This window comes from Leptospira selangorensis, from assembly GCF_004769405.1.
Classification (GTDB): Bacteria; Spirochaetota; Leptospiria; order Leptospirales; family Leptospiraceae; genus Leptospira_B; species Leptospira_B selangorensis.
The window spans coordinates 210,872-234,157 of record NZ_RQES01000005.1; the positions used below are offsets into that span (position 1 = coordinate 210,872).

Genomic DNA, 23,286 nt, shown 5'->3' on the forward strand with positions numbered 1-23,286 from the left:
CAACCTTCCTAAGCGACTATTCTCCTAAGAAAACGCTCCACCATTTTTTATCCTGTCCTGCAGGCTTGTCTGAGTTCGGATCTCCATCAGAGGATTTTATCTCTTGTCGGAGCCTTCCGAAATCTTTTTGTTTTCGTTTCGGTTGAACATTAGTGAGATTTTTTTTAATCTCCTCATATTCCTTCGAAGCGTTGGCATTAGAGCGAATATAATTACGTATATCGTCCCATTGAGGATCGTCTTCATTGCCATAAGCGGCATAGTTGAACAGATCGATTTGATCGAATTCAGGCATACTTTTCCTTTCCGTTAAGGGGAAGTTCGAATAGGATATGATCGGAATCGCTTAAAAGCAAAATCCTTTCAAACCATTCGCATGTTTGCCTGGGAAAATACTATGGCAACAGTTTTCGTAAATTTCAAACCGGATTTTCTGATTTCGTTTTTAAAAAATCTAGCGAATGTCACTGAATTTAGGACTTCGAATTTCCGAAGGTATAAGTTATGGAGAGAGAGAATCTCCCCCCTTTAAACAGACATAATCATAAAGAATCGGAAGATATAAAAGAAACCGGTGCGGCGAAAAATCTAGGCAGGATCATTCCATTTCCTTCCCCGCCAGGAAGAAATTTGAAAAAGATCCGGGAATTGTACGAGGATATTTTCGATCAGAAACCTTGATTAATATCGTTTCTGATTTTAGAAAAGAGATCTGAGAAAATCCAGATATTGAGTTTTACCTTCGCTGTTCTCCGGTGGAGCCCAAGCGGCAAACTCTTTGTCGGTGGTCGGATCGTACGGTCCTGATTTTCCTTCGAAGCAGATACAGGTTTCCGTAAGGCAGACCAATGTATGGTACACTCCCGGAAGAATATCTATCCCATAGATCGGTCCGTCCGAACTCAGGATATGTTTATCTCTAACTGTACCATCCTCTTCGAATAAGATGAAGCCTAGTTTTCCTTTTAGCACTAAAAAGGTCTCAGGTTTAGGAGGATTTTTGTGACGATGCGCTTGGACGTAAGTGTCCTTGGTAAGCACGTTCAGAAATCTCTGATAAGGTTCTAGTAGTTCGTGGAAATTGTGATTGGTTCTTCCTCTAACAGAAGAGGAAGCAAGTGGAAGGAGTTTATCGAATAACTCCTGATCGATGAGTAATTTATCCGGCCGAGACAAGTTGTAGATGCTGCTCGCAATACGCGACAAGGTAATCTGTGCAGGCTGTGCAAGTATCCGCAGCTCCGCAAGCTTTTACCACTTCACGATAGTCTTGCCCTTGTTGTTTAGCAGTCTCTACGATTTTTTCAAATGTGATTTGAGCGCAATGGCACTTTTCCATTCTGGTTCCCGATCTCTTTCTCTATAACTATCGTTTTTGAGACTCAGTATTAAAGTCAAGTTTTCTGGTAGAATTTGCAGAATATTTTTTAAATTGTATGGGACATAATGTCAGAGTTTATGGGGGAAAGAAGAAGTTGGTGCGCCCAGAAGGATTCAAACCTCCGACCTTCTGATCCGTAGTCAGACGCTCTATTCAGCTGAGCTATGGGCGCGGGTGTGATTAAAAGAATTTCTTTTCCAAAAGCTCTAAATGCTCTTGGGGAAGTTTCGGGACCAGTTTTTTTCCCTTGGTGTAATTGTATAGCAGTAAACCGGATAGGCCAAGATAGATAATCACTCCTGCTAGATGAGCAAGATTAGCTAACCAAGCTCCTGCAACAGGAATAAAGGAGAAGAACCAAGACAGCACTAAGAATATTATAAAGTAGAGAACATTCAAAAAGGAAAGTTTGGAATGTCTGTAAACTTCTGCTTCGTTTGAATAGAAAGAAAATCCAATGAGCCAATTTCCGAATAAAGGAAGAGTCACCAAATAGATACGAAATCGTTCAGTGTTTATAAAAGTTTTGGCTTGGTTCCAGTAAGGAGAGAGAAAAGCGAAGGCCTTAGCCTTGAGTTCCTCTAATTTTGCTGAGTATTTTTCGAACTTCATTCTCTATTTCCGGAAATAATGGTAATACGAACAGTTTGCCTTGGTAAGCTTGCAAGGCTCCTAAAATTCCATAACCAAGTAAAGCCAGCCATGCGACATAGCTGATAAAGTCGGTTACGATCGGATTCGCATGTATCCATTTTAAAATGGTGCTTAGAATAGGGAACTCTCTTAAGAACCAAACCACCAAGTATAAAAATACGAATCCTAGATTTAACTTGATTGCTTGGAGTGCGTGAAACTTGCAAATTTCCTGTTTTTTTCTAAAAAACCAAGGAATGACCCATCCTAAAAAAGGAATATAAGAAATAGCGGCGAATAAATTGGGATATTCATCCCCTTCTAATAATCGCTTGGTCTCTTCCAGGAATTCCCGGGTGTTGAATCTCTGGTCAGACATCTTCTTATTTCTTGGGGTCAGCGTGAGAGTTTGGAACTTTCGGAGACGCAGGGATTCGAACCCTGGGTACAGGTTACCCCATACGACAGTTTAGCAAACTGCTCCTTTCAGCCACTCAGGCACATCTCCAGCAGTGTTCCAACGGAGAAGGTAGGATTCGAACCCACGGTGGGAGTTACCCACGACGGTTTTCAAGACCGCTGCCTTAAACCACTCGGCCACTTCTCCGGTTAAGGATTACTTTACTGACAAGATGGGGGACCCTGTCAAGGTGATTTACCTATGAGTACGGAAAAGAACCGTAGAGAAATTTCAGGATTGGTCGTGGAGAAATGGGCGAATCTTGGTACTTGTATTTCTCATGCGGAGAATAAAACCGTTTTTGTAAAAGGTGCTGTTCCGGGAGAAACAGTTCGGATCAGAACTGATAAAGAAAATTCTAAACTGATTTGGGGAACCGTTGTATCTGCGGAAAAAATTTCTGCTCTTCGGATCGAGTCCGATTGTTCGGCGTTTCCGGAATGTGGGGGTTGTTCTTATCGCCATATTCCGTATGAGGAAGAACTTCGGATCAAAAAATCTCTTTTGAATGATTCATTTTTATATGTTTCTAAATTGGATCCTTCTCAAATTCCTGAAATTACAATTTTAAGCGGACCTTCTAACTCTTATCGCAACACAGCACAGATCAAAATTGAATTCAAAAAAGGAAAAACAAACGCAGGTTTCTATAAGGAGAATTCCAACTCATTGGTTTCATTTCCTAAAGAAGGTTGTAAACATCTTCCTTCTGAGATGAACGAGTATGTTCGAAAAAATTTAGGAAATAAGAAAACGTTTTCTAGAAAGGGAGATTGGAGGCTTCGCTATTCTTCGGGAGAAATTTTAGAATATGATAAAAAAGAAGTGAAGATAGGCCCTTATCTTCCTGAAAAAATAGAATGGTCGATTCCGGCAGAAGGTTTTACCCAAGTGAATCGTTTTCTTTTGGAAGAATGGATGCTCAAGATCCGATCTTGGATCCCGAAAAATTGCGGATCTGTATTAGAATTTTATTCAGGAGCTGGGCTTATCAGCTTGGCGATCGGTCATTTAGTGAGCCGTCTTTCCGGTTACGAGTTGTCCAACTCTTCTGTCCAAGCTGCTGAGAAAAATGCGAAGATACTAGGATATTCTCACTTGGAATTCCATACATTGGATCTGAATTCTGCTCTTCCTAAAAAACTGGGTTCTTTTGATGCACAACTGTGTATTTTAAATCCACCGAGGGCTGGGGCTTCTTCTTCCTTATTAGATTTTTTGGATGGATTTAAGGCTTCTCGCGTTATTTATTCTAGCTGTAATCCGAGCACCTTGGCAAGAGACCTTGGGATCTTAAAAAATTCCGGGTATAAACTAAAGGAAATCGTTCTTACTGATTTTTTTCCAAGAACCAAACATTTCGAGGTGCTGGTTCTATTAGATCTTTGATTTTTTACTTTTAGAATTCCGATCTGAAATTGGAAAATGGTTATAAGGGGTCAGACTCCGGAGAAACTAAATGCCGATCATAGACGAATACGAACTTCCTTCTAAAAAGTCCGATCCCGGTTCCAAATTCGGCGAGGTGCTGCAAGGGATTTGGTTAGAAGACGAGATCTGTTTTGCGATCGCAGGTGGTGGTTGTAAGGCTTTCTACGGTTTAGGTTTTGGTCACGAGCTGAAAACCTGGGGATTAAAACTCAGACAAGTGTCCGGAGTTTCCGCAGGTGCTGCAATGGTGCTTTCTTTAATTTGCGGAACAGAAGAAGAATCAGTTTCTTTTTTTGAAAGAATTGTCCGTAAGAACCCTCGTAATTTTTATTTCACTCGTTTATTCAACGGAGAGAAGGCATTTCCTCATGAGGATATGTATCGTAGAACGATCCGATTCGGGATGGACTTTGAAAAGATCATTCGCTCCGGTGCAAAAGTTTTTATTCATACGATCAAAGCGTTTCCTAAATCCGATTCCAACAAGAACACATTCAGACTCGCAAGATTGATAGCAGAAACTGGAAAAGCGTTTTTAGAAGATGAAAGAGATCGTAATAAAGGACTTTATACGGAAAGAACATTTCGTGTTTTAAGAAATTGGAATATGAAAGAAATTCTTTTTACGGAAGCAGATTTCCGAGATCCGAGTGTGATTGAACAGATCATTATGAATTCTTCTTCCATTCCTCCTATTGTTTCTTTTCAGAATCTTGGAAAAGAATATTATTTGGATGGAGGACTCACTAATAACTTACTTTTAGAAGCGTTCCCTCCCAACGCAAAAATTATTGGAATACATTATGAGCCAACTACCATAGTTGGAAAAGATCCGCATTTATTAGATCGTTGTTTTTTAGTAACTCCTTCTAAAACTTTGCCGATCACTTCTTTTGATTATACAAATGCGAAAGGTGTAAGAGAAGCTTACGAGATGGGAAAATCAGACGCTTTAAAGAAGAAGGACCAGATCCTAGAGTATCTCAAAAAAGATTGGGTGAAAAAAGCGGAAAAGCTACGTAAGAATTAAGGTTGTACTGTGAATAAAATTCAAAACCCGATCATATCGGTATCTAATGTAACTAAAAAATTCAAAGATGTAACCGCCGTTAGCGATCTCTCTCTTGAAATTAAAAAGGGAGAATTCGTAGGTTTGCTTGGGCCGAACGGTGCCGGTAAAACAACTCTCATTGAAATGTTGGAAGGGATCCAATTTCCGGATTCAGGAAAGATCCAAATTTTAGACACTAGCTGGAAAGAGAGCGAAACATTTTTAAGAAGTAATATTGGTCTCGCTTTGCAAGAAACCAGATTTATGGATAGGGCCACAGTTTGGGAAACTCTGAAATTATTCGGAAGTTTTTATAAGGCTCCCGAATCTCGACTTCATGAAATTTTAGAACTTACCAGACTTACTGAAAAAAATAAATCCTTCGTGAATAGTCTATCAGGAGGCCAAAGACAAAGATTGGCATTGGGTGTTTCTATCATGAACAAACCCGAAATTTTGTTTTTAGATGAGCCGACCACAGGTTTGGACCCTGGAGCCAGAAGAGATATCTGGAAAATTTTAGAAGATCTAAGAGCATACGGAACTACTATGATCCTCACCACTCATTATATGGAAGAAGCGGAAGTTCTCTGCGAAAGGATCATAGTAATGGATAAGGGTCGGATTTTGGACCAAGGAACCTTATCCGATCTTTTAGGAAAACTAGGCGGTGGAGAAATTGTCCGTTTTTCTTTGGAGAATGGAACTGATCCGAGTGGTTATCTTCCTGAAAAAGGAAAATTCAAATTCAGTTGGAATTCCGACACGAAAGAAGGCCGTATCAACGTGGAAAGAATTACGGATTATCTTCCTTCTATGTTGGATTCTTTTTCTAAAGCAGGTATCGTTTTAAAAGAACTGGAATGTCATAAAAAAACTTTGGACGACTTATTCCTTTCCATGACCGGAAGAGGGTTGGAAGAATGAAACAAATCTATCATTTAGTCACGATTCAATTAAAAGAATTTTATAGAGAGCCCGGGATCCTTTTTTGGGCGTTCATATTTCCTATTGCGATTGCAGGTGTATTAGGACTTGCATTCACTACTAAGGGAGTTCCTCAAACTAGAGTTGCGATTATTTCTTCTTCACATGATGCGAGTGGACTTTCTGCGAAGATTGAAAAAGCATTTTCTAATTCTTCCGGTGGGAATTCCGACGGATTAGGTGTGATTATTCCTCAGGTTCTTGCGGAAGAAGATGCGATCAAAGCGCTCAAAAGAGGAGAGATCAATCTTTTAGTCAAAGAAGATGAAAAAGGAAATTTAGAATTTTCTTTTGATCCGAGTAATGCAAATGCACAAAGAGATTACCTTCTTCTTTCCAATGCTCTTTTGACTATGCAAGGAAAAGAACAAGGTAGTTCCAGCATTCGAAGATTGGATTCAAAAGGTACTAGATATATTGATTATCTAGTACCTGGAATGCTCGCTATGGGAGTGATGAACTCTTGTCTCTGGGGAGTGGGTTGGAATCTAATCGAGATGAGGATGAAAAAACTTTTGAGAAGAATGTCAGCTACCCCAATGAATAAGTTGGCGTTCGTAATGTCTTTTTTCTTCACTCGAATTTTTGTTACGACCGTAGAATCTATCATCTTCTTAACGTTTACATTTACTGTTTTTGAAAATGCGTTTTTTGGTTCTATTCCTGCAGCACTTCTGATCTTTCTAACCGGAAATTTCGTATTTGCGTGTATCGGGATCTTTGTGGGTTCCAGAGCACAAAGCGCTCAGGTAGGGAACGGGCTCGTGAACGCATTCACATTCCCGATGATGGTTTTATCCGGGATCTTCTTCAGTTATAAAAACTTTCCTGATATAGTGCTTCCTTTTATAAAACATCTGCCTTTAACCTTAGTGGCTGATTCTTTAAGGGCAGTATTTATAGAAGGAGCCGGACTTGCGGAAATAATCTATCCATGTGTGTTTATGGTCGGGATCGGATTTTTCTTCTTGGGTGTTGGGCTTCGTATATTTCGCTGGTCCTAACACTTCTATTTGCGTGGAGACCGGATGAATTCAGAATGGAAACAATGGGTTTATGAAAAAACAGCAAAACCTTTCTTCTTAAGTATTCATCCGGAATCTGCTCACTACTTAGCCCAAAATCTACTTGGGCTTTCTAAAAAACTTCCGTTTGTGTTTCCAGTTTTGGAATCACTCATGACCTATTCCAGCGATCAATTGAAAACAAAGGTCGCAGGAATTGAGTTTGAGAACCCAGTCGGACTAGGTGCCGGTTTTGATAAGACTGGAGAATTGTATCCATTTCTTTCTCGATTAGGTTTTGGTTCGATTGAGATCGGAACAATCACCGGTCAGGGCCAACTCGGGAATCCAAAGCCTAGGATCTTCAGATATGCGGAAGATGAAGCTTTGATCAATCGAATGGGATTTAATAATCCGGGAGCAGATATTGCAGAAGTAACACTTCGAAAACAGAAAAAGAACTGCATTCGAGGGATTAACGTAGGCAAAACAAAAATTGTCTCTGAAGAAGATGCAGTAGATGATTATGTATATTCTCTAAAAAAACTCACCGCCTATGCAGACTATGCAGTGATCAATATATCTTCTCCTAATACTCCCGGTCTTAGAAATTTCCAAAAGAAAGAAAATTTTACCAAACTGATGGATGGTATTAAAAGTGGTTTAGGTGGAAAATTTCCAATTCCTACTTTTGTGAAATTCGCTCCCGACATGGAAAAAGAAGAATTGAAAGGTTTGTTGGAGCTCCTACCTGATTCAAAATTATCCGGTGTTATTCTTACAAACACTACTATAGATAAATCAGTTTTATCCAGATATCCAAACGTAGAAAAAGAAGGTGGAGTTTCCGGAAAACCTCTTCGCCAAAGATCCACAGAGTTTGTTAGATATGCTTACTCCATCTTAAAAGGAAATCTTCCTATCATAGGAGTTGGTGGTATTAATTCAGGAGAGGCCGCATTAGAAAAAATTTTAGCGGGCGCGGACCTAGTACAATTATATACAGGCTACGTTTACAACGGTCCTTTCTTACCTGTAAGAATATTAGAATATCTAGATGGAGTTCTTAAGAAAACAGGGGCGAGATCGATCGGAGAATTAGTAGGAAAGAATAAGATCTAATCTTATTCTTCCGACACTTTACATTTTCCTCTTTCGTCCCATTCCGCTTTCCAGATGGCGGAGTTTTGTTCTTTCACCAAACGAATTACTATATCAGAACAAACCGTTTTAGAACCGTTTTCAGAAACCTCGAAATCTCCCTCATATCTAAACCAAAATTGTTCCTTAGTAGGAGTTAGATTTTGTCCGAATTCAGGTTCTGTTAAACGAATTGAATCAACCGATTTAGATTTTCCTTTCTCTTCTAAAATCGCTTCTTCTACTATTTGGTAGACTTCGTCTTTAGATGGAGGTTCTTTTCCCGGTTCGGTAACAACGATAGATCTTGCCATTCCGATATCGGAGAAGACCCAACCTTTTTCTCTTACGAATTGGTAGATCACTCCAACGGGAGTTTTGGTTGTTTGACCTTCTTTTTTACGGGTAGTAACGAAGAAGGAAAATTTATATCTTAAATCTGTAGGTGCATTTTCTTCCGGAGCTTCTTTCTCGATCAGTTTAGGTTTTCCTGCTGCTTGCACGGAAAGTATTCTGTCTCCTGGGAATTTTTTAGACCACTGATTTTGTAATTCTTTTTTAGCCTTTTCCTCATCAGGAGTTCCTGCAATTTGTGAAGAAAGGTTTGTGGCAAAGGATATTAATAGGACAATCCCGATAATATACATCCTTAACATAGCTCATGAGTTTTATCGTCAGGAAAGATCCTTGTCAATGAAATTCCAGATTTGAAGATTTATCGCGGAGGAGATAGTTTTGAAAGAGATCCATCTCATAAGACATTCTAAATCCGATTGGAGTGATACTAATTTAAAGGATAAGGAACGTCCATTATCTAAGAGAGGTCGCAAAAACGCCCGATTTTTAGGAAAATATGTGGAGAAGGTTTCCTTTGTTGCGGATGTCGCCCTCATTTCGCCATCGACCAGAACTTCAGAAACTTGGAAGATATTACAAGGTTTTCAGAATATTACAAAAGACATTAAGATTATAAGTGAGATATATGAGGCGGAGTATTCTGACTTACTTAGGATCTTAAGAGGTCTATCTTCTAAAATTAATAATGTAGTTTTAATAGGTCATAATCCTGGAATGGAAGACTTGGCAAATTATTTATTATTAGGAAATAATACTGACTCTCTTTTCGAAAAATTTCCCACTTCTTCATTTATAAGTTTAGTGACGGATCAAAAAGATTGGGCGGATTTGGGGAGACAAAGTTGCAGACTCAAAAGGTTTTGGATCCCATGAAGAATAATACTTCAAGTTTTAATAATATACCTTTTCAAACCTTATTCAGTGAGGAAATGATCTCTTCTCGGGTCAAAGAATTAGGCCTACAGATCGCTAATGATTACCAAGGAAAAAATCCAGTTTTCATATGCGTCCTTAGAGGTGGAGTTTACTTCTTCTCCGATCTGACTAAAGCGGTTCCAATCCCGATAGAATTGGATTTTATCCAAGCAAAATCATATGTCGGAACGGAATCTACTGGAAACGTAGAATTGATCAAAGACTTGGATTCTGATATTACAGGAAGAGATGTTTTAATTGTAGAAGATATCGTGGATACCGGCCGCACTCTGAAATTTCTGATCTCTCATATTTTTTCAAAAAAACCCAAGTCTTTGGAAGTAACATCCTTATTATTTAAAGAAGGTGGGGAAGCTGCGGGATACCCAATCAAATATGTCGGCTGGAATATAGGAAAAGAATTCGTGATCGGATATGGATTGGATTACGACGGCAAATTCAGAAATCTGCCTGGAGTATTCCTTTATTCAGAAGAATGAGGAGTGTCTTCCGGTTTTTTGATCAAAGTTTTAAGTCCAGAAATACTAGTCTCCAGATCCTGGATCTTAGGTAAAAACTTCTGCCCATCAACAAAACTTCTACCTTCGTTCTTGCCAAGCTCTGAATAGATCTCTGCGCTCAGATCATGATAAGCCTTTTGTAGACTTATAAAAGAAGATTCTAAATGTACTGGGGAGAGCGCCTTCTTCTTTATCCTGTACTTGCGAAACAAAGAAAATCCGAACTTAAGTAACATCAAAGTATAAGCGGGAAGAAGAAGGATGAGCACCGTTTTTGTAACTGCAAAAATTTCCCAAGATTCGGAAATCGTATGACTCAAAAAGGATCTAAGCCCTGAGATAAAAAGTACAGAGATAGTATAGTTCGTTCTTGGGGTAGAAGGAGATAAGGTATTGATAACGTATAATAAAGGCAGGGAAAGTAATAAAACCAAAACCAAATCGATAGGAAAGAGATTTGAAATCAAATCCAGAAAATGAACGATGGCTTTATAGGTTTTCACCAAGTCGTCTACGGATTGGTTTAGCCTGTCAAAGTCAGCCTTTAGATTGGAGAAAAACTGGGTGATCTGGTTCATTAATTCGTTCCCTAAAATTCCAGGATGGGAAAAGAGAATAGCCCTGTCTCGAAAGCTGCAAGAACTTTCCTTAACTAAAAAACTCTTCCTTGTATATTCCGTTTTTGCGTTATATTTTTTATTTTATCATGAGGCTCACCTTCCATTATTCTGGATGGTCGGTCTGGCCTTAATCGGCTATCTCGTATCCAGTATCCTATTTTGGGGGATCGTATTCGCATTCCGAAAATTAGAAACTAAGGTCGTTTTGCCTGCGATCTTTGCAGAAGTCGGGATCGAAAGGCCAACCATCAAATTAGTTCCTTGGGTCGAGGTTTCCTTCTTTGCTTTTTCTGCTCTCGCATGTTGGCTCACTGGATTTTTTGAGAATAGATCAGGAATTCTTTTCCTTTTAGTATATGCAGCCGGGGTTTTAAGCGCAAGGCTCATAGACAACAAAACATATTATAAAATCGGATTATTAGGATTAGTTATCTTGGCCTCCGGACTTATCAGTTTTAAAAGTTTGCAGAGGGCCGAGATATTCGTGGCTTATTCCATGTTCAAACCTGATTTTGAACAAAAAGATCTATCTCGTTGGAATTACAACGAAGAGAATCGGACCTTACATAACGAAGATCTAAAACTCAGCATTCTTTTACCGGAAGAGTTCTATTTTCATAATCCTCAAAATTTGAATATGGAAGATAAAACTGGAATCGGACAGATTGCGGGAATTATTTCTACGAGCGATTCAGATCCGAATCGTTATCCAGCTATTAAGCTTTTTTTTGTTCCATTCAGATTCGATAACGAATCTGAATTACTTTCTGAATTCAAAAAGTTTTTGGATCTCCAAGTGCAAAGAGGAGATATCCAGGAATTGAATGAATTAGAAAGAGAAGTTTTCGAAGACAGATATTTCGGAACCTTCTGGACATTCTATGATGTACTCAGACCGAGATATGCAAAGACTGGAATGTTCTTCTTAGCAAAACACAAACAGCCTTACAGTTTAGTCTTTATCATAGACGAAAGTCTGATCAAAGGGAGAAGACACGAAGAATCCGTGGAAAAAATCCTGACCAGTGTAAAGATAGAAGAATAAGATCTTTAACTAATAGTTACGTAATCTAAATGATTCGCAATATGCATCGCATGGGCGAGTTCGTATTCTTGTTTAGTTAGTTTTCCGTAAGCAAAGTGAGGGGCGAATTCTCCAGTATAATTGGAGAATGCAGAGATCGCTTTTTTTAATTCAAGAACACTATCTGAAATGGAAACGCCTGACTGCAAAACGTCCGCACCAGGTATAGGCGCATTTAAGTCGTGAGACATTTTTCCTTTTCTGGAAAAATTCCAAAATGCAATCTTACCCAAAGTGTTTTGAAAAACTTCGGATTTGTTTTCAGGATAACCTTTAATAGAATAATAAATACTTTGAGCACAGTGAAGAAGTATCTGGCTAGGACTCCATTCTCCGTAAGGGACAATTGTTGCAGAGAGAAGGATTTTTTCTAACTCAGTATTCACTTCCGAAAAATTAGAAAATTGAAGTCCTCTTTCTTTCACACCTGCAGGCGCATTGGAACAAGATTCTAGTAGAGTTGTAGAACTTGTTAGAATTCCTACAGCAGCAACTTTTTGGATAAATTCTTTTCTGGTAAAATTAGGATCCGACATGGAGCACTCCACAGTTCTTTATTTCTGTTTTCCTATAACTAATGTAAAGGATAGAAAGAGTCAAGAATTTGATTATTCTTGGGGAAGGTTTCCGATATACTTTGCTCTGGGCCGGATCAAGTTTCCGGAATCATATTGCTCCATTGCATGAGCTAACCAACCTGCAGTTCTACCGATCGCAAAAATTCCGATACCGGCGCCTTTAGGCAATTTGAATGCTTTGGAAACTAGTGCAAGTCCTGCATCAATCGTTGCATAATCTTCTAGTAGTTCTTCAATCTGTTTTAAGAATTGTAGATATAGTTGCACATCCGGATCTTCCGGAAAAAATTTTTCCACCATCTGGATCAGTTTTCTTCCTCTGGGATCTCCTTTTTTATAAAGAGGATGACCGAAGCCGGGGATATTTTCTCCACTTCTTAATTTTTCTTCTAAGAGTTGTTTATCTTTCTTTTTGTTTCCGCTTGTTTGGGAAAGAAGAAGGATCGCTTTTTCCGTGAGTAATCCATGTTTGGGACCGGACAAAGCAGCAAGTCCTGCAAGTACTACTTGATAAAGAGAAGCTTCACTAGAAGCAACACATCTTGCAGTAAAAGAAGAAACATTCAACTCATGATCAGCAGAAAGAATTAAAGCCGCTTCTAAAAGTTTTAACTTAGCGATGAAGTTCGGATCTTCTTTTTTTCGAGAAGGGTTCCAGCTGCTTAAAAGTGTCTCTGAAATTTTTCCTTCTGAAGATGTTTGGGCCGAAGAAAATAAAGTAAGATATCTTAATATGGAAGAAGAAGTCTTTCTGAAAGTTTTAGGATCTTTTCTAAATGCTTTCGCATCTTCATATTCTAAAAAAGGAAGTAGGATCCTGGAAATATCTAAGATGGGGCGGCCTTCCAATAATTTTAGGATTTTATTACATTCTTCGGATAATATCGGCCAATCCGATTCGAATGGGTTTGTATCTTCTGCTTCCCAAAGTAAGCAGGCAATATCTTCGAAACTTCCATTCTCAGAAAGTTCTAAAACGTTTTTTCCTCTATAAAAGAGAGAGTTTTCTCCAAGTAATGTGATCGAAGATTCTAAAACAGGTTGTCCTAGAGATAAAGCGGCCTTTGCAGTTTTTCCAGGTTGGTTTCTTTCTTCCCTTCTAAGCAATAATTGTTCTATATCTTCTCTTCTATACCGTTTACTTCTGTCCTTATTACCTCCGGATTCCGAATGTAATAAACCGCGACTAACGTATGCGTAGATGGTTTGGACTTCTACCCCTAAAGCGGAGGCTGCCTCGTCCGCATTTAAAAACGGTTTTTTTGAAGAAAAAGCCATATATTGACAATATAATCAACATTGACTATACTATGTCAACCCGCTAAACTCAAATGGAAACAAAGGAGAAACATCATGCTACTCTCTGAACAGGAAAAAGAGAAAATATACAGCCCGGGTTTAGAAGGAATACCTGCAGCTAGAACCAAACTTTCCCAAGTGGATGGAAAGGCTGGAAGGTTGATCATCGCGGGTTATCCCGTGGAAGAATTCGCCGGAAAAGCAGTCTTTGAAGAAACCATCTTCACACTTTGGAATGATAGAAGGCCAAAACCTACGGAAACAAGTTTGTTTTCAGAAGAACTTAGATCTTCCAGAAGATTTTCTAAAGTGATACGAACCATCATCGAAGAAGCAGTATATGCGAATCTTCCTTTGATCGATATACTTAGGATCGGATCTGCTGCTCTTTCTTTAGGTTCTGAAAAAGAAGATCCTAGAAAGGATGCGATGGCGGTCCTTTCTACATTTCCTTTGATAGTTGCTTGGGCGTATCGTTTGTTAAAAGGCCAGGCTCCTGTACTTCCTAGACAAGACTTGGATATTGCAGCCAACTTTCTATACATGTTGAATGGTACCGATCCTGATCAAAGAAGTGTTCGTGCATTGAATACATATCTGAATACGGTTTGCGATCATGGATTGAATGCTTCTACCTTTGCAGCAAGAGTGATTATCTCTACTCAGTCCGATATGATCTCTGCCGTTACCGGGGGACTTGGTGCATTAAAGGGGCCTCTACACGGAGGAGCGCCGGGGCCTGCATTAGATACGGTATTCGAGATAGGGACCAAGGACAATGCGGAGACGGTCCTAAGAGAAAAATTAAAACATAACGAAAGGTTAATGGGCTTTGGGCATAGGATCTATAAAGTCAGAGACCCTCGCGCGGATGTTCTTGCTAAAGCGGCAAAAATTCTATACGACACTGATGAAAAAAGAGAGTTCTATGATCTGGCAATGTTCGTGGAAAAAACTGCCTTAGAATTACTGAAAGAATATAAACCGGATAGAGTTCTACAAACCAATGTGGAGTTTTATACTGCGCTACTTCTTCATGGATTAGGATTTCCGACTGAGATCTTTACTCCGGTATTCGCAATGGGAAGAGCGGCCGGCTGGACTGCTCATTGTTTTGAACAAATGCAGGAAAGGATCTTGAGACCGGATGCGATCTATACTGGAGAGGACGGAAAACTTTGGAATTGAAAAAACCTATTATCGGGAGAGATATCATCTTCTCTCCCGGTTCAATAGATCATTTTTTGGAGGTTTTCTTTCTGGCTTCTATTAGATCCGTTTGAACAACAGAAAGTGGATCTATCATTGTTCCTAAAACTCTAAGTCCTAAATGTAAATGAGGCCCGGTTGACATACCGGTGGATCCGATCTTTCCGATCAAATCTCCCTTCTTCACTTTATCTCCAGGTTTTACTAAAATTTCTGATTGGTGCATGTATAAGGAATAAACTTCTAAACCGTGATCTATTACTGTGAAGTTGCCTTCATAATACATAGATCTTGCTAAGATCACAGTGCCGTCATTGATAGCATAGATTGGATCTCCAACGCCACCCTTAAAATCGGAACCACCATGTGGCCGACCTTTCTCTTTATTATAAATTCTACGTTTGTAAAAAGGGCTGTTTAATATCGGATTATGAACCGGATATTCGAAATCCGTTTCAACCTGAAGATCGGACTTAGATTGAAATGCCTTTGCTTTCGCTTCGGAACATTCTTTAATGAATGCTTTTGTTTCTTCCGAAAGTTCATCAGTTGTATACTGTTTATCCATTGTAAGATGAGAAACTTTAGAAGTTGCGAAGTAAGTTTTTTGGATAGGGATCTCATACTTCTTGGAATCATTTTTAGTAAAAAGATGTTTTTCGGTTAATTCCAAAACACCATACGGTTTCGAAAATTCAGGAGAGATAGGAAGAAAGGTAAGAATATAACCTTCTCTTAAATTAAATGGGATCTCTTGCCCTTCCCAACTGATCGTAAAATTACTTAACTTATCTAAAATTTTAGGCAAAGGTTTTATTTTTAAAAATAGAAGTTCCCCTTGTGCGAATTTTCTTCCTGCAAGAGAGAATGAAAACAACTCTTCCTGTTTTTCTACTATCTCACCTTTTAATCTTTTAGATGTTTTTTGTTCCGAGACAATTGCCTTAGGCTTTTTCTCTTCCTTCTTTTTTTCAGGTTTAGAATTTAATGTTACCTGGTTCAGCTTTGGAAGAACCGAAACCTTTTTAGGTTCTTCTTTTTTCTTTTTATTGGACTCTTTTGCAAAATTCAGAGAATTGAAAAAAACAATTAAGCAAACAAACAGGAAGATATTTTTAGAAATATTGCGCATTGGGAAAAGAGTCCGAGGCACGGACATTCTCATAATCGGATAAGACGTATATTGGTACAGAAATATTTTTCCAAATTTGGAAAGAATCTATTCTTCTAATAAAAAGGATGTCAGTTCCGGATTCAATATTTCCGGGATCTCATGATGGATCCAATGAGTTCCCTTAGAAAAGAAACGAACTGAAGCGTCTGAGAATAGTTCCAGAGTTTCCTCCGCCATTTCTTTCGCTAAAAACCTGTCTTTTTCTCCCCAGAAAATCCGAGTTGGGACTTTGATCTTTCTGGTCCGTATCAATTTAGGAGGATTTTTTACTGCTGCACGATACCAGTGGAGCATTGACTTTACACATCCCGGAATTGCCCAGGCTTCTTTATAAAGAGAGATTTCTTCCGGAGAGAATGCTCCTTTCATAGATGTTTTAGTTAAGGATCTTTCTAATTTTCTAAAATTTAATCTGGAAAGTAAGAACTCAGGTAGCCAAGGAATTCTAAAAAAAAGTATGTACATACTCTTCTTTCTCTGAGCCTTATCGGAAAGGATTTTTCTTTTCATGATCGTTGGATGAGGAACATTCAAGACACATGCTTTTCTAAATCTTTCCGGAAATTTGGAAAGAGTCCAATAAGCTACTGCTCCTCCCCAATCATGAGCGATAATATCCGTTTTAGAAATTCCATACGAATCTAAAATTGAAATGATGTCTTCGGATAAAATGTCCAATCCATAATCTGAAATGGATTTCGGTTTGGAACTTCTTGCGTATCCTCTTTGATCGGGAGCGATTACTAAATATCCAAGTTTCGCGAAATAACCGATTTGATTTTTCCAAGCATAAGAAAATTCAGGGAATCCATGTAATAATAATAATGGTTTCCCGTCTTTAGGACCTGACTCTAATAAGAAAAATTTTTGTCCGTTTGTATCTATGTATTTGGAACGTACTTCCGGAAAGTCGGAAGGAAATGGAAATAGTTCTGTTTTTTCTTTTAGATCAAGGGACATGCGAGAAAGTATTATATGTAATCCGATTTCTTATTCAAGAAAGAATAAATGTAAATCAAGTAAACGAGCGTTTATTTTTACTTGAGATAATCTCTATAACTCTTTCAGAAAAAGGTCATCTCCTCTCAGAATATTCAGATCTACCGGACCTTCTATGCCTTCTAATCTCGCTCTGCTATGATATTGCCAGATAATCCAATTTCTTTTAAAAGTAGAGGATGGATGTCCGAATATATCCCTGATCCATACCGGGTATTCTATAAAGTCGTCTTTCAAATATAAATCTATAAATTCATAAGTAAGGTATAAGATCGGTTTCTTTCTATAATGATTTTCTAATGCGGAAAGAAAGTCTTGGATCTCTTTTTTTACATCCTGTAGCGGAGGTCTTTCTTTGCAGTTCCCAACAAACTCTAGGTCGGCAACCGGAGGTAATGACTCAGGATCTTTTGGAACGTAAGAAATAAAATTGGCTGCCTGCTCTTTTCCGGAACGGCATAAGGTGAAAAAATGATAGGCTCCGACTCTAATCCCTAACTGATTTGCTTGTTCCCAATTTCTGGAGAATGCTTTATCTTTCCAATCCCCGCCTTCGGTTGCTTTAATATAAACGAATTGAATTCTATTTTTCGGGATCTTCTTCCAATCTATATTTCCTTGGTGATTGGAAACATCAATGCCTCGGATCGGATATTTTGATTCGGATGGATATACAAACCATATAATTCCTTTGTCGAAAGCGAAATACAAACCACTTGCGGCTACTAGGAGTGTTGAAAGAAGAAAGATAATTTTTTGTACGAGTTTCATATGTGTATGCTTTGATAAAGAAATCCCTGAAAGTAAGAATTCAGTCTTTTTTCCGTATGTTAGAATTCCAACGCAAGGGAAATATTATGTCACTTAGTAAGGTTTCCAACCTCGGCAGATCCCCCTCTTCTCTTTAGAAAATTCTTCCTAGTTCTGCTTCTCTGCTTCTGAGCCCCTGAATTTCCAAAAAAACCCCTCATAAAATTTTGGATTTCGCCGAAACAAAGAACAGGGACCGGTCAATGATATTAAATAAAGAAGAATGGTTGGATCGGGTGTCTTCTCTTTTCGAGGAAGAAATCCGACTGTACTCCGAAATCCTGGAGTTAGAGAAAGAAAAGACTGAATCGATCACGAAAGCGGACGGAAGATCTTTGGAAACGATTTCTAAAAAGACCTACGAGTTGATCGTTCATGCGAGCGAACTGGAAAGAGTTCGTATGTCTGCTATTCATGATGTTTATATATCAGGTAATTTAGGAATTCCTAAAGAAGGCGAACTTACTCTTACTGATTTTTTAAATAAAATAGACCGTGAATCCGAGCACAAGTTGAAACAACTCGGAACAAGATTAAAAGATACGGTTCATAGGCTTAAAGATAAGATCAAAGCCAATGATAAATTGATCCGAACCAGACAGGAATTTTTGAAGGCCACTATCGACGCGATGCGAACTAACGCAAACAGCGGAGAAGTCGCAGTTTACGAGGACGAAAATCCAAGCACAGTCAGGAACAAGAAAAAACGTTCCTCGGTGTTAGTAAACGCTTCCGCGTAAGATTGGATAGGAGGGAAGAAGTATGGGATCCACATTCTCCGGATTAGAAATTGGTAAAAGAGGTCTTGCGGCTCACCAGCAAGCCTTACAAACTACCGGCCATAATATTTCAAACGCGGATAATAAACATTATTCTCGCCAAAGAGTTGTTTTACAAGCGACAGACCCTCTGTACGAACCTTCTTTGAATCGCGCTCATCTTCCTGGTCAGATCGGTCAAGGTGTCGAGATCGGTTCCATCGAACGAGTTAGAGATAATTTTATCGATGATAGAATTATCGAAACTTCAGGTGTTAAAGATTATTGGGCAGCAAAGAATGAATATCTCTACCAAGCAGAGAATATTTTCAACGAGCCAAACGGCACTACTCTTAGAACTTTGATGGATAAATTCTGGTCTTCTTGGGAAGAACTCGCGAATTATCCTGAAGATAACGCACATCGTTCCGTTGTTTTAGAAAAAGCGCAAGGCCTCGGAAGCAGAATTGAAGATGTATATCGTAAACTTTCTCAATTGAGAGATCAATCGAACCGTGAGATCGAAGCTCATGCACTTCATCTAAATACGATCGGAGAAAATATCCGCACCTTAAATGAAAGGATCGCTAAGTCGGAAGCATTGGGTGATAGACCGAACGATCTTTACGACAAAAGAGACGCTCTTTTACAAGAACTTTCAGGTTTAACCGATATCACAATCGGTAGAAGTGATGAAGACGAGCTTATGGTATTTATCGGCCAGCAGATCCTTGTCCAAGGTGGCAAACTCAATAAAGTCGATATATTAGGAAATCCTTCTAAAGATGGCTTACTAGATCTTTATTGGAAGGTTACTGGAGATCCAGTCCTTCTTCGCAAAGGAAGACTACAAGGTTTGATCGAAGTTAGAGATAAGATCTTGGGCGAGAAAATAGACCAAGTAGATGCTCTTGCGATCAACGTTATGGACGTGATCAACGAGATCCATAAAGACGGTTTTGGTCTGAATGGAAATACAAATCAAAACTTCTTTGATATTCGTTCTTTGGCGTTAAATACTTTCGGTGAATATGATTCGGACGGCGATGGTCAGAATGATATCTCTGCAATCTTTAGAGTTACCGGTAAGAATACATTAGACCCTGATCGTCCTGTAGGGATCAGCGGGACCATGACATTCTTAAAGCCGGATGAAAAAGAAACTCAGGTTTTAATTCCTTATTCTGCAAATGATACTCTGAACGGTATTATCAAACGTATCAATGCTTCTAAGGTCGGGGTCGTGGCTTATATGAACCACGATAACCAATTAGCATTTAAAGCGACTGTTGCAGAAGATTCTCCTAAGAAAAACTTCATTCTTAGACATATTGAAGATTCTGGAGAATTATTAGTCGGTCTGACTGGAATGCTGATGGCTTCCGGACCTTCCGGAGCTTATGATTACAAACGTTTGGGTGAGATTACCAAACTTCAATCTAAGCCGGAAGATATTACTTTAACTCCACATTTCCATCCTTCTTCTCATTTTAAAGTGAATGAGCATATTGCGAATAACGTAGCAAATATCGCAGCAGCAAGAGGAAAGGACGTTGGTGGAACAGGAGATTATAATTCTCCTGGAGGTCATAAGGACGGTAGGAATGCTCTTTTAGTAGCTTCTTCCCTTAGAAATAATCCTGTGATGGTGGATTATTCCAAAACCACAGACGATTTTTATAATAGTCTGATCTCTAAACTTGCGACTGAAGCAAGAGAATCAAAACAAGAATTTGGGATCCAATCAGATCTTATGACCGAGCTCGAGAATATGAGACAGTCGGTGATGGGTGTAAGTTTGGACGAGGAAATGGCCAATATGGTCCAGTTCCAGCACTCGTACAATGCGTCTGCGAAGATGATCAATACTATGAATGAAATCTTAGATACGATCATCAATCGTTTGGGCGCGTAATTCCGCCGGAATAGCAAGGAGGCGAAGCCATGATGCGGATCACTAACATGATGCAAAATAACAGTCTGGTGAGGACGTTGAATCGTCACCAGTTGTCTTTGGACGAAACCCAAAACCAATTGGGTACTGGACAAAGAATTAGAACTCCTTCCGATGATCCTGGAAGAGCGACTAACCAAATGTTCTTCCGATCCAGGATGAACGAGTTGGATACTTTCCAAGCAAACATTGACGATGGCTTCGGAAGATTACAACAGATTGACGGAGAATTGGATAGAATAGGTAACCTATTCCAAAGAGCAAGAGTTCTTGCAGTCCAAGCTTCCAATGGTATTTACCAAGGTGATAAAGGTTTCGAATTAGAAGTCGCTGTCGGTAAAGAGATAGATGAATTACTAAGAGCGTTAGTCGATATTGCGAACACGAGAGATGCTACAGGAAGACCTCTTTTCGGTGGACATGTGATCGAAAGACCTCCTTTTGAACCGATTGAATCCAAAATTAAAGGACTCCAAGGATTGGAATTAAAGAACCAATACATCGGAGTAGAATACAGAGGAGATATCGGCGAGCAGATCAGAGAGATCGAAAAGGGAGAATATATCCCTGTTACTATTCCCGGAAACAAAGTGTTCTGGGGAACGAACATGAGCGTTACCAGTCGTGTGGATAACTCAGGTTACGTTGCGGTTTCCGATCAAAAGTTCAAGATAGACGGAGTAGAAGTTCAGGTTTCTGCCGGTGATACCATCGATGATATCATAGACAAGATCAATAACTCTCCGATCGAAGCTAAGGCAAATAAACTTGCCCAAGATAATATCAGTCTTAGTTCTACTGCTCCTCATCAGATCTGGTTGGAGGATGTGGATGGTGGAACAGTATTAAGAGATATCGGTTTGATCGATGCAGGCAATTCCGAACCTCCTAATAATTACAGCAAGTCTGCAACTGTTACCGGGCTTTCCGTATTCGATGTATTGATCCAGTTCAGGAACGATTTGATCCAGAAAGACCAAGAAAGAATTTCAGGTCGTGATATCCAGGACTTGGATCTTGCATTAGAAAATGTTCTTCGTTATAGATCCATAGTAGGTGCGAGGATGAATCGTATGGAGGAACATTCTCAAAGAGTTTCCTTCGATAAATCTTATATGACCGAACTGCTAGCTAAAAACGAAGGAATCGATTTCCCAGAAACTATCATGAACTTGAAGTGGCTGGAAACGATACATCAATATGCGCTTAACGTAGGATCCAAGGTAATTAAATCTACCTTGATGGATTTTCTAAGATAAGAGTGGAATTCACCGAAATTAAGTCGGGGAATTCTTCTTGTAGTGATTTGAAAAAAGTATAAACTTAGAGCCAAGCTCTGAAAAACAGGTCGGTCGATGTTAGAGATCCACAGCAAACCTTTCGGAAAAATAAAAGTTTCGGAGCGACAACTTATCAAATTTCCGGAAGGACTTCTAGGTTTCGGGGGATATAAAAGTTTTGCCCTAATCGAAGAAGATGAAGAGTCAGTATTCAAATGGCTGCAGTCCATCGACGAAGTGGACCTTGCTTTTGTAGTAATTCCACCTTCTCTATTTAAAAAAGAATATAAACCCGTTTTGAGCCAGGAAGAACTGTCTCAAATCGGGTTGCAGGATGTTTCGGAAGCTTTGACCTTAGTCATTGTGACGATTCCGAACGACGATCCGGCTTCTATGACAGCAAATCTACAGGGCCCTATTTTAATTAATAAGACTGATTTGACCGGTCGCCAATTCGTATCACGTAACGAGATCCATTCTGTTCGTGAAAGAATTTTGGAAAGCGCCACTGTGGAGATGTCCTAAGTGCTCGTACTAGCTAGGCGTACTAATGAATCCATTATTATAGGTGACGATATCGAGATCGTTATCGTGGATATCAAAGGGGATCAAGTAAAGATCGGGGTCAAGGCTCCTAAAGAAGTTTCCGTTCATAGAGCGGAAGTGTATCGTGAAATCCAGGCTGAGAATAAGAAAGCCGCCGGTGCGAAAATTAAGCCGGAGGAATTGGGAAAAATTGGCAGCATGCTTAAAAAAACCGATTCGGGCAAAAAAGAAAAATCTTAAACTTCTAAGTTTCTTTCTTACCCTTCTATTTACGATCTCCTGTTTGTCTTCCCAAAGAAAGGGAATGGCTTCCTCTTCGGATTCAATCGTATTATATTATCTTAAAAAAAGCTCGGAGACTCCTCTCTTCTTACAAGCAGGGACTTGGTTGCCTATTGCTTCGGGAGTTTTGGCCGGTGCCGGTCCGGATCAATTGGATAGGGCAGAGTTCATTTCGAGATGGGAAAAACTTTTTAAATTCACTGGAATTTCAAATACAGGCGTTTTTAATTCGGAACCGATCCGACTATTTACGGAAGATGAATCTTTTCGTTTGGGTGAATTATTATTCAGAGCAGAGTCTGAAATCCCGGACGGACTTCCGCAGGCATACCAAGTAATTATTAAAAGAGAAGATCCGATCCGTCCAGGACTCAGGATCAGAAGGACTATTTTTTATATTAGAAATAGCCCGGAAGGAATCGTATTAGAATTTTCTGAACTAGGACAGGTGCTCGATTTTCAGACTACTTATTCCTTTCAAGACTGGACATTAGTTCCTATCGTAAAGCCGGAACCTTCTTCCAATAACTCTATTTATCTTCCGGAGATCCGTCCTGAAGGTTTAGATTATCTTGTTTTACCAACGGAAGTAGAAGAAGTCAAAAATCGTATTCTTGTAAAAAACGGTTTTTGGACCGCAAATCCTTCTAAGAAAAACGTTGGAACTCCTACCAAAAAAATCCCTAAAACGATAGAAGATCGTTTGAGAACATTGCAGGAACTTTTGGATAAGGGATTGATCTCTAAACAGGAATACGAAAAGAAGAAGGCAGAAATTCTAAAAGAGCTGTAACAAAATAAAACCCGGAAACT

General features: G+C 39.2%; 28 protein-coding genes and 3 tRNA genes. 16 read left to right on the forward strand and 15 right to left on the reverse strand.

The annotated features are described in order from the left end of the window. Positions 1 to 16: 16 nt before the first annotated feature. Positions 17 to 295 (reverse strand): hypothetical protein, encoded by a 279-nt coding sequence (locus EHO58_RS02550; protein WP_100708596.1) that lies wholly within the window; start codon positions 293 to 295, stop codon positions 17 to 19. Positions 296 to 504: 209 nt separating this feature from the next. Here EHO58_RS02550 and EHO58_RS19485 point away from each other — a divergent pair, with 209 nt between their 5' ends. Beyond that, entirely contained in the window at positions 505 to 681 is a 177-nt protein-coding gene (locus tag EHO58_RS19485; protein ID WP_167483172.1) for a hypothetical protein, read from the forward strand. An 18-nt stretch (positions 682 to 699) separates the two neighbouring features. Here the strand turns inward: EHO58_RS19485 and EHO58_RS02555 are convergent, their stop codons facing one another. From EHO58_RS02555 to EHO58_RS02585, 7 genes are all read right to left on the reverse strand, one after another. Beyond that, positions 700 to 1,176, reverse strand: coding sequence for a WbuC family cupin fold metalloprotein (locus EHO58_RS02555; protein WP_135678422.1), 477 nt, complete (start codon positions 1,174 to 1,176; stop codon positions 700 to 702). Then, positions 1,160 to 1,339, reverse strand: a complete 180-nt coding sequence (locus EHO58_RS02560) for a hypothetical protein (RefSeq protein WP_135627871.1) — start codon at positions 1,337 to 1,339, stop codon at positions 1,160 to 1,162. The genes EHO58_RS02555 and EHO58_RS02560 overlap by 17 nt, the downstream gene beginning before the upstream one ends. Positions 1,340 to 1,476: 137 nt before the next feature. Next, positions 1,477 to 1,553: transfer RNA gene (locus tag EHO58_RS02565), tRNA-Arg, on the reverse strand. A gap of 8 nt (positions 1,554 to 1,561) precedes the next feature. Next, positions 1,562 to 1,993 (reverse strand): hypothetical protein, encoded by a 432-nt coding sequence (locus EHO58_RS02570; protein ID WP_135627870.1) that lies wholly within the window; start codon positions 1,991 to 1,993, stop codon positions 1,562 to 1,564. Further along, positions 1,947 to 2,393 carry a magnetosome magnetite crystal formation protein family gene (locus EHO58_RS02575; protein WP_135678423.1) on the reverse strand — a complete coding sequence of 149 codons (447 nt, stop codon included), beginning with the start codon at positions 2,391 to 2,393 and terminating at the stop codon, positions 1,947 to 1,949. The genes EHO58_RS02570 and EHO58_RS02575 overlap by 47 nt, the downstream gene beginning before the upstream one ends. A 40-nt stretch (positions 2,394 to 2,433) precedes the next feature. Further along, a tRNA-Ser gene (locus EHO58_RS02580) sits at positions 2,434 to 2,522 on the reverse strand. A 13-nt stretch (positions 2,523 to 2,535) separates the two neighbouring features. Beyond that, a tRNA-Ser gene (locus EHO58_RS02585) sits at positions 2,536 to 2,621 on the reverse strand. A gap of 54 nt (positions 2,622 to 2,675) precedes the next feature. Between EHO58_RS02585 and EHO58_RS02590 the strand changes: the two genes are divergently transcribed. From EHO58_RS02590 to EHO58_RS02610, 5 genes are all read left to right on the forward strand, one after another. Continuing rightward, entirely contained in the window at positions 2,676 to 3,863 is a 1,188-nt protein-coding gene (locus EHO58_RS02590) for a class I SAM-dependent RNA methyltransferase (RefSeq protein ID WP_135678425.1), read from the forward strand. A 70-nt stretch (positions 3,864 to 3,933) separates the two neighbouring features. Next, positions 3,934 to 4,935, forward strand: coding sequence for a patatin-like phospholipase family protein (locus EHO58_RS02595; RefSeq protein ID WP_135627867.1), 1,002 nt, complete (start codon positions 3,934 to 3,936; stop codon positions 4,933 to 4,935). 9 nt (positions 4,936 to 4,944) lie between these two features. Next, complete coding sequence (locus tag EHO58_RS02600) at positions 4,945 to 5,883, forward strand: ABC transporter ATP-binding protein (RefSeq protein ID WP_135678427.1); 939 nt, start codon at positions 4,945 to 4,947, stop codon at positions 5,881 to 5,883. Next, the gene (locus tag EHO58_RS02605; RefSeq protein ID WP_135678428.1) at positions 5,880 to 6,947 is read left to right on the forward strand and encodes an ABC transporter permease; all 1,068 of its coding nucleotides are present in this window, start codon (positions 5,880 to 5,882) and stop codon (positions 6,945 to 6,947) included. The genes EHO58_RS02600 and EHO58_RS02605 overlap by 4 nt, the downstream gene beginning before the upstream one ends. 24 nt (positions 6,948 to 6,971) lie before the next feature. Continuing rightward, a complete protein-coding gene (locus EHO58_RS02610; protein WP_135678430.1) occupies positions 6,972 to 8,069 on the forward strand; it encodes a quinone-dependent dihydroorotate dehydrogenase in 1,098 nt (365 codons plus the stop codon). Between the two features lie 2 nt (positions 8,070 to 8,071). Here EHO58_RS02610 and EHO58_RS02615 read toward each other — a convergent pair whose 3' ends face one another. Further along, a complete protein-coding gene (locus EHO58_RS02615) occupies positions 8,072 to 8,734 on the reverse strand; it encodes a hypothetical protein (RefSeq protein WP_135679092.1) in 663 nt (220 codons plus the stop codon). An 88-nt stretch (positions 8,735 to 8,822) separates the two neighbouring features. Between EHO58_RS02615 and EHO58_RS02620 the strand changes: the two genes are divergently transcribed. Together EHO58_RS02620 and hpt are read left to right on the forward strand one after the other, a co-directional pair. Continuing rightward, positions 8,823 to 9,317: a SixA phosphatase family protein gene (locus tag EHO58_RS02620; RefSeq protein ID WP_135627863.1), complete on the forward strand. Its 495-nt coding sequence runs from the start codon at positions 8,823 to 8,825 to the stop codon at positions 9,315 to 9,317. Further along, a complete protein-coding gene (gene hpt / locus EHO58_RS02625; RefSeq protein WP_135679094.1) occupies positions 9,314 to 9,859 on the forward strand; it encodes a hypoxanthine phosphoribosyltransferase in 546 nt (181 codons plus the stop codon). The genes EHO58_RS02620 and hpt overlap by 4 nt, the downstream gene beginning before the upstream one ends. On the opposite strand, the gene EHO58_RS02630 is transcribed toward hpt, so the two are convergent. Beyond that, positions 9,844 to 10,458: a hypothetical protein gene (locus EHO58_RS02630; RefSeq protein WP_135678432.1), complete on the reverse strand. Its 615-nt coding sequence runs from the start codon at positions 10,456 to 10,458 to the stop codon at positions 9,844 to 9,846. The two genes, hpt and EHO58_RS02630, sit on opposite strands and share 16 nt — an antisense overlap. Here EHO58_RS02630 and EHO58_RS02635 point away from each other — a divergent pair. After that, positions 10,445 to 11,545 carry a hypothetical protein gene (locus tag EHO58_RS02635; RefSeq protein WP_135627861.1) on the forward strand — a complete coding sequence of 367 codons (1,101 nt, stop codon included), beginning with the start codon at positions 10,445 to 10,447 and terminating at the stop codon, positions 11,543 to 11,545. The genes EHO58_RS02630 and EHO58_RS02635 overlap by 14 nt on opposite strands. A 5-nt stretch (positions 11,546 to 11,550) precedes the next feature. Here EHO58_RS02635 and EHO58_RS02640 read toward each other — a convergent pair whose 3' ends face one another. Continuing rightward, entirely contained in the window at positions 11,551 to 12,120 is a 570-nt protein-coding gene (locus tag EHO58_RS02640; protein WP_135627860.1) for a DUF1569 domain-containing protein, read from the reverse strand. Between the two features lie 72 nt (positions 12,121 to 12,192). Next, positions 12,193 to 13,440: a citrate synthase family protein gene (locus EHO58_RS02645; protein WP_135678434.1), complete on the reverse strand. Its 1,248-nt coding sequence runs from the start codon at positions 13,438 to 13,440 to the stop codon at positions 12,193 to 12,195. 75 nt (positions 13,441 to 13,515) lie between these two features. Between EHO58_RS02645 and EHO58_RS02650 the strand changes: the two genes are divergently transcribed. Next, a complete protein-coding gene (locus EHO58_RS02650; RefSeq protein WP_135678436.1) occupies positions 13,516 to 14,649 on the forward strand; it encodes a citrate synthase/methylcitrate synthase in 1,134 nt (377 codons plus the stop codon). Positions 14,650 to 14,698: 49 nt separating this feature from the next. Here EHO58_RS02650 and EHO58_RS02655 read toward each other — a convergent pair whose 3' ends face one another. From EHO58_RS02655 to EHO58_RS02665, 3 genes are all read right to left on the reverse strand, one after another. After that, positions 14,699 to 15,802: a M23 family metallopeptidase gene (locus EHO58_RS02655; protein WP_135678438.1), complete on the reverse strand. Its 1,104-nt coding sequence runs from the start codon at positions 15,800 to 15,802 to the stop codon at positions 14,699 to 14,701. An 87-nt stretch (positions 15,803 to 15,889) separates the two neighbouring features. Next, complete coding sequence (locus EHO58_RS02660) at positions 15,890 to 16,804, reverse strand: alpha/beta fold hydrolase (RefSeq protein ID WP_135678440.1); 915 nt, start codon at positions 16,802 to 16,804, stop codon at positions 15,890 to 15,892. A 93-nt stretch (positions 16,805 to 16,897) separates the two neighbouring features. Continuing rightward, positions 16,898 to 17,614, reverse strand: coding sequence for a glycoside hydrolase family 25 protein (locus tag EHO58_RS02665; protein WP_135678442.1), 717 nt, complete (start codon positions 17,612 to 17,614; stop codon positions 16,898 to 16,900). A 242-nt stretch (positions 17,615 to 17,856) separates the two neighbouring features. Between EHO58_RS02665 and EHO58_RS02670 the strand changes: the two genes are divergently transcribed. The 6 genes from EHO58_RS02670 (at position 17,857) to EHO58_RS02695 (ending at position 23,266) form a co-directional block, all read left to right on the forward strand. After that, positions 17,857 to 18,393, forward strand: a complete 537-nt coding sequence (locus EHO58_RS02670) for a flagellar protein FlgN (protein ID WP_167483173.1) — start codon at positions 17,857 to 17,859, stop codon at positions 18,391 to 18,393. A 22-nt stretch (positions 18,394 to 18,415) separates the two neighbouring features. Further along, positions 18,416 to 20,326, forward strand: coding sequence for a flagellar hook-associated protein FlgK (flgK, locus tag EHO58_RS02675; protein ID WP_100708575.1), 1,911 nt, complete (start codon positions 18,416 to 18,418; stop codon positions 20,324 to 20,326). Between the two features lie 32 nt (positions 20,327 to 20,358). After that, positions 20,359 to 21,624, forward strand: coding sequence for a flagellar hook-associated protein 3 (locus tag EHO58_RS02680; RefSeq protein ID WP_135628466.1), 1,266 nt, complete (start codon positions 20,359 to 20,361; stop codon positions 21,622 to 21,624). 96 nt (positions 21,625 to 21,720) lie between these two features. After that, positions 21,721 to 22,170, forward strand: a complete 450-nt coding sequence (fliW, locus tag EHO58_RS02685; protein ID WP_135627853.1) for a flagellar assembly protein FliW — start codon at positions 21,721 to 21,723, stop codon at positions 22,168 to 22,170. Next, a complete protein-coding gene (gene csrA, locus EHO58_RS02690; RefSeq protein ID WP_020769544.1) occupies positions 22,171 to 22,431 on the forward strand; it encodes a carbon storage regulator CsrA in 261 nt (86 codons plus the stop codon). Beyond that, positions 22,349 to 23,266 (forward strand): SHOCT domain-containing protein, encoded by a 918-nt coding sequence (locus EHO58_RS02695; RefSeq protein ID WP_425269422.1) that lies wholly within the window; start codon positions 22,349 to 22,351, stop codon positions 23,264 to 23,266. Before csrA ends, EHO58_RS02695 begins: the two co-directional genes overlap by 83 nt. Positions 23,267 to 23,286: the final 20 nt, after the last annotated feature.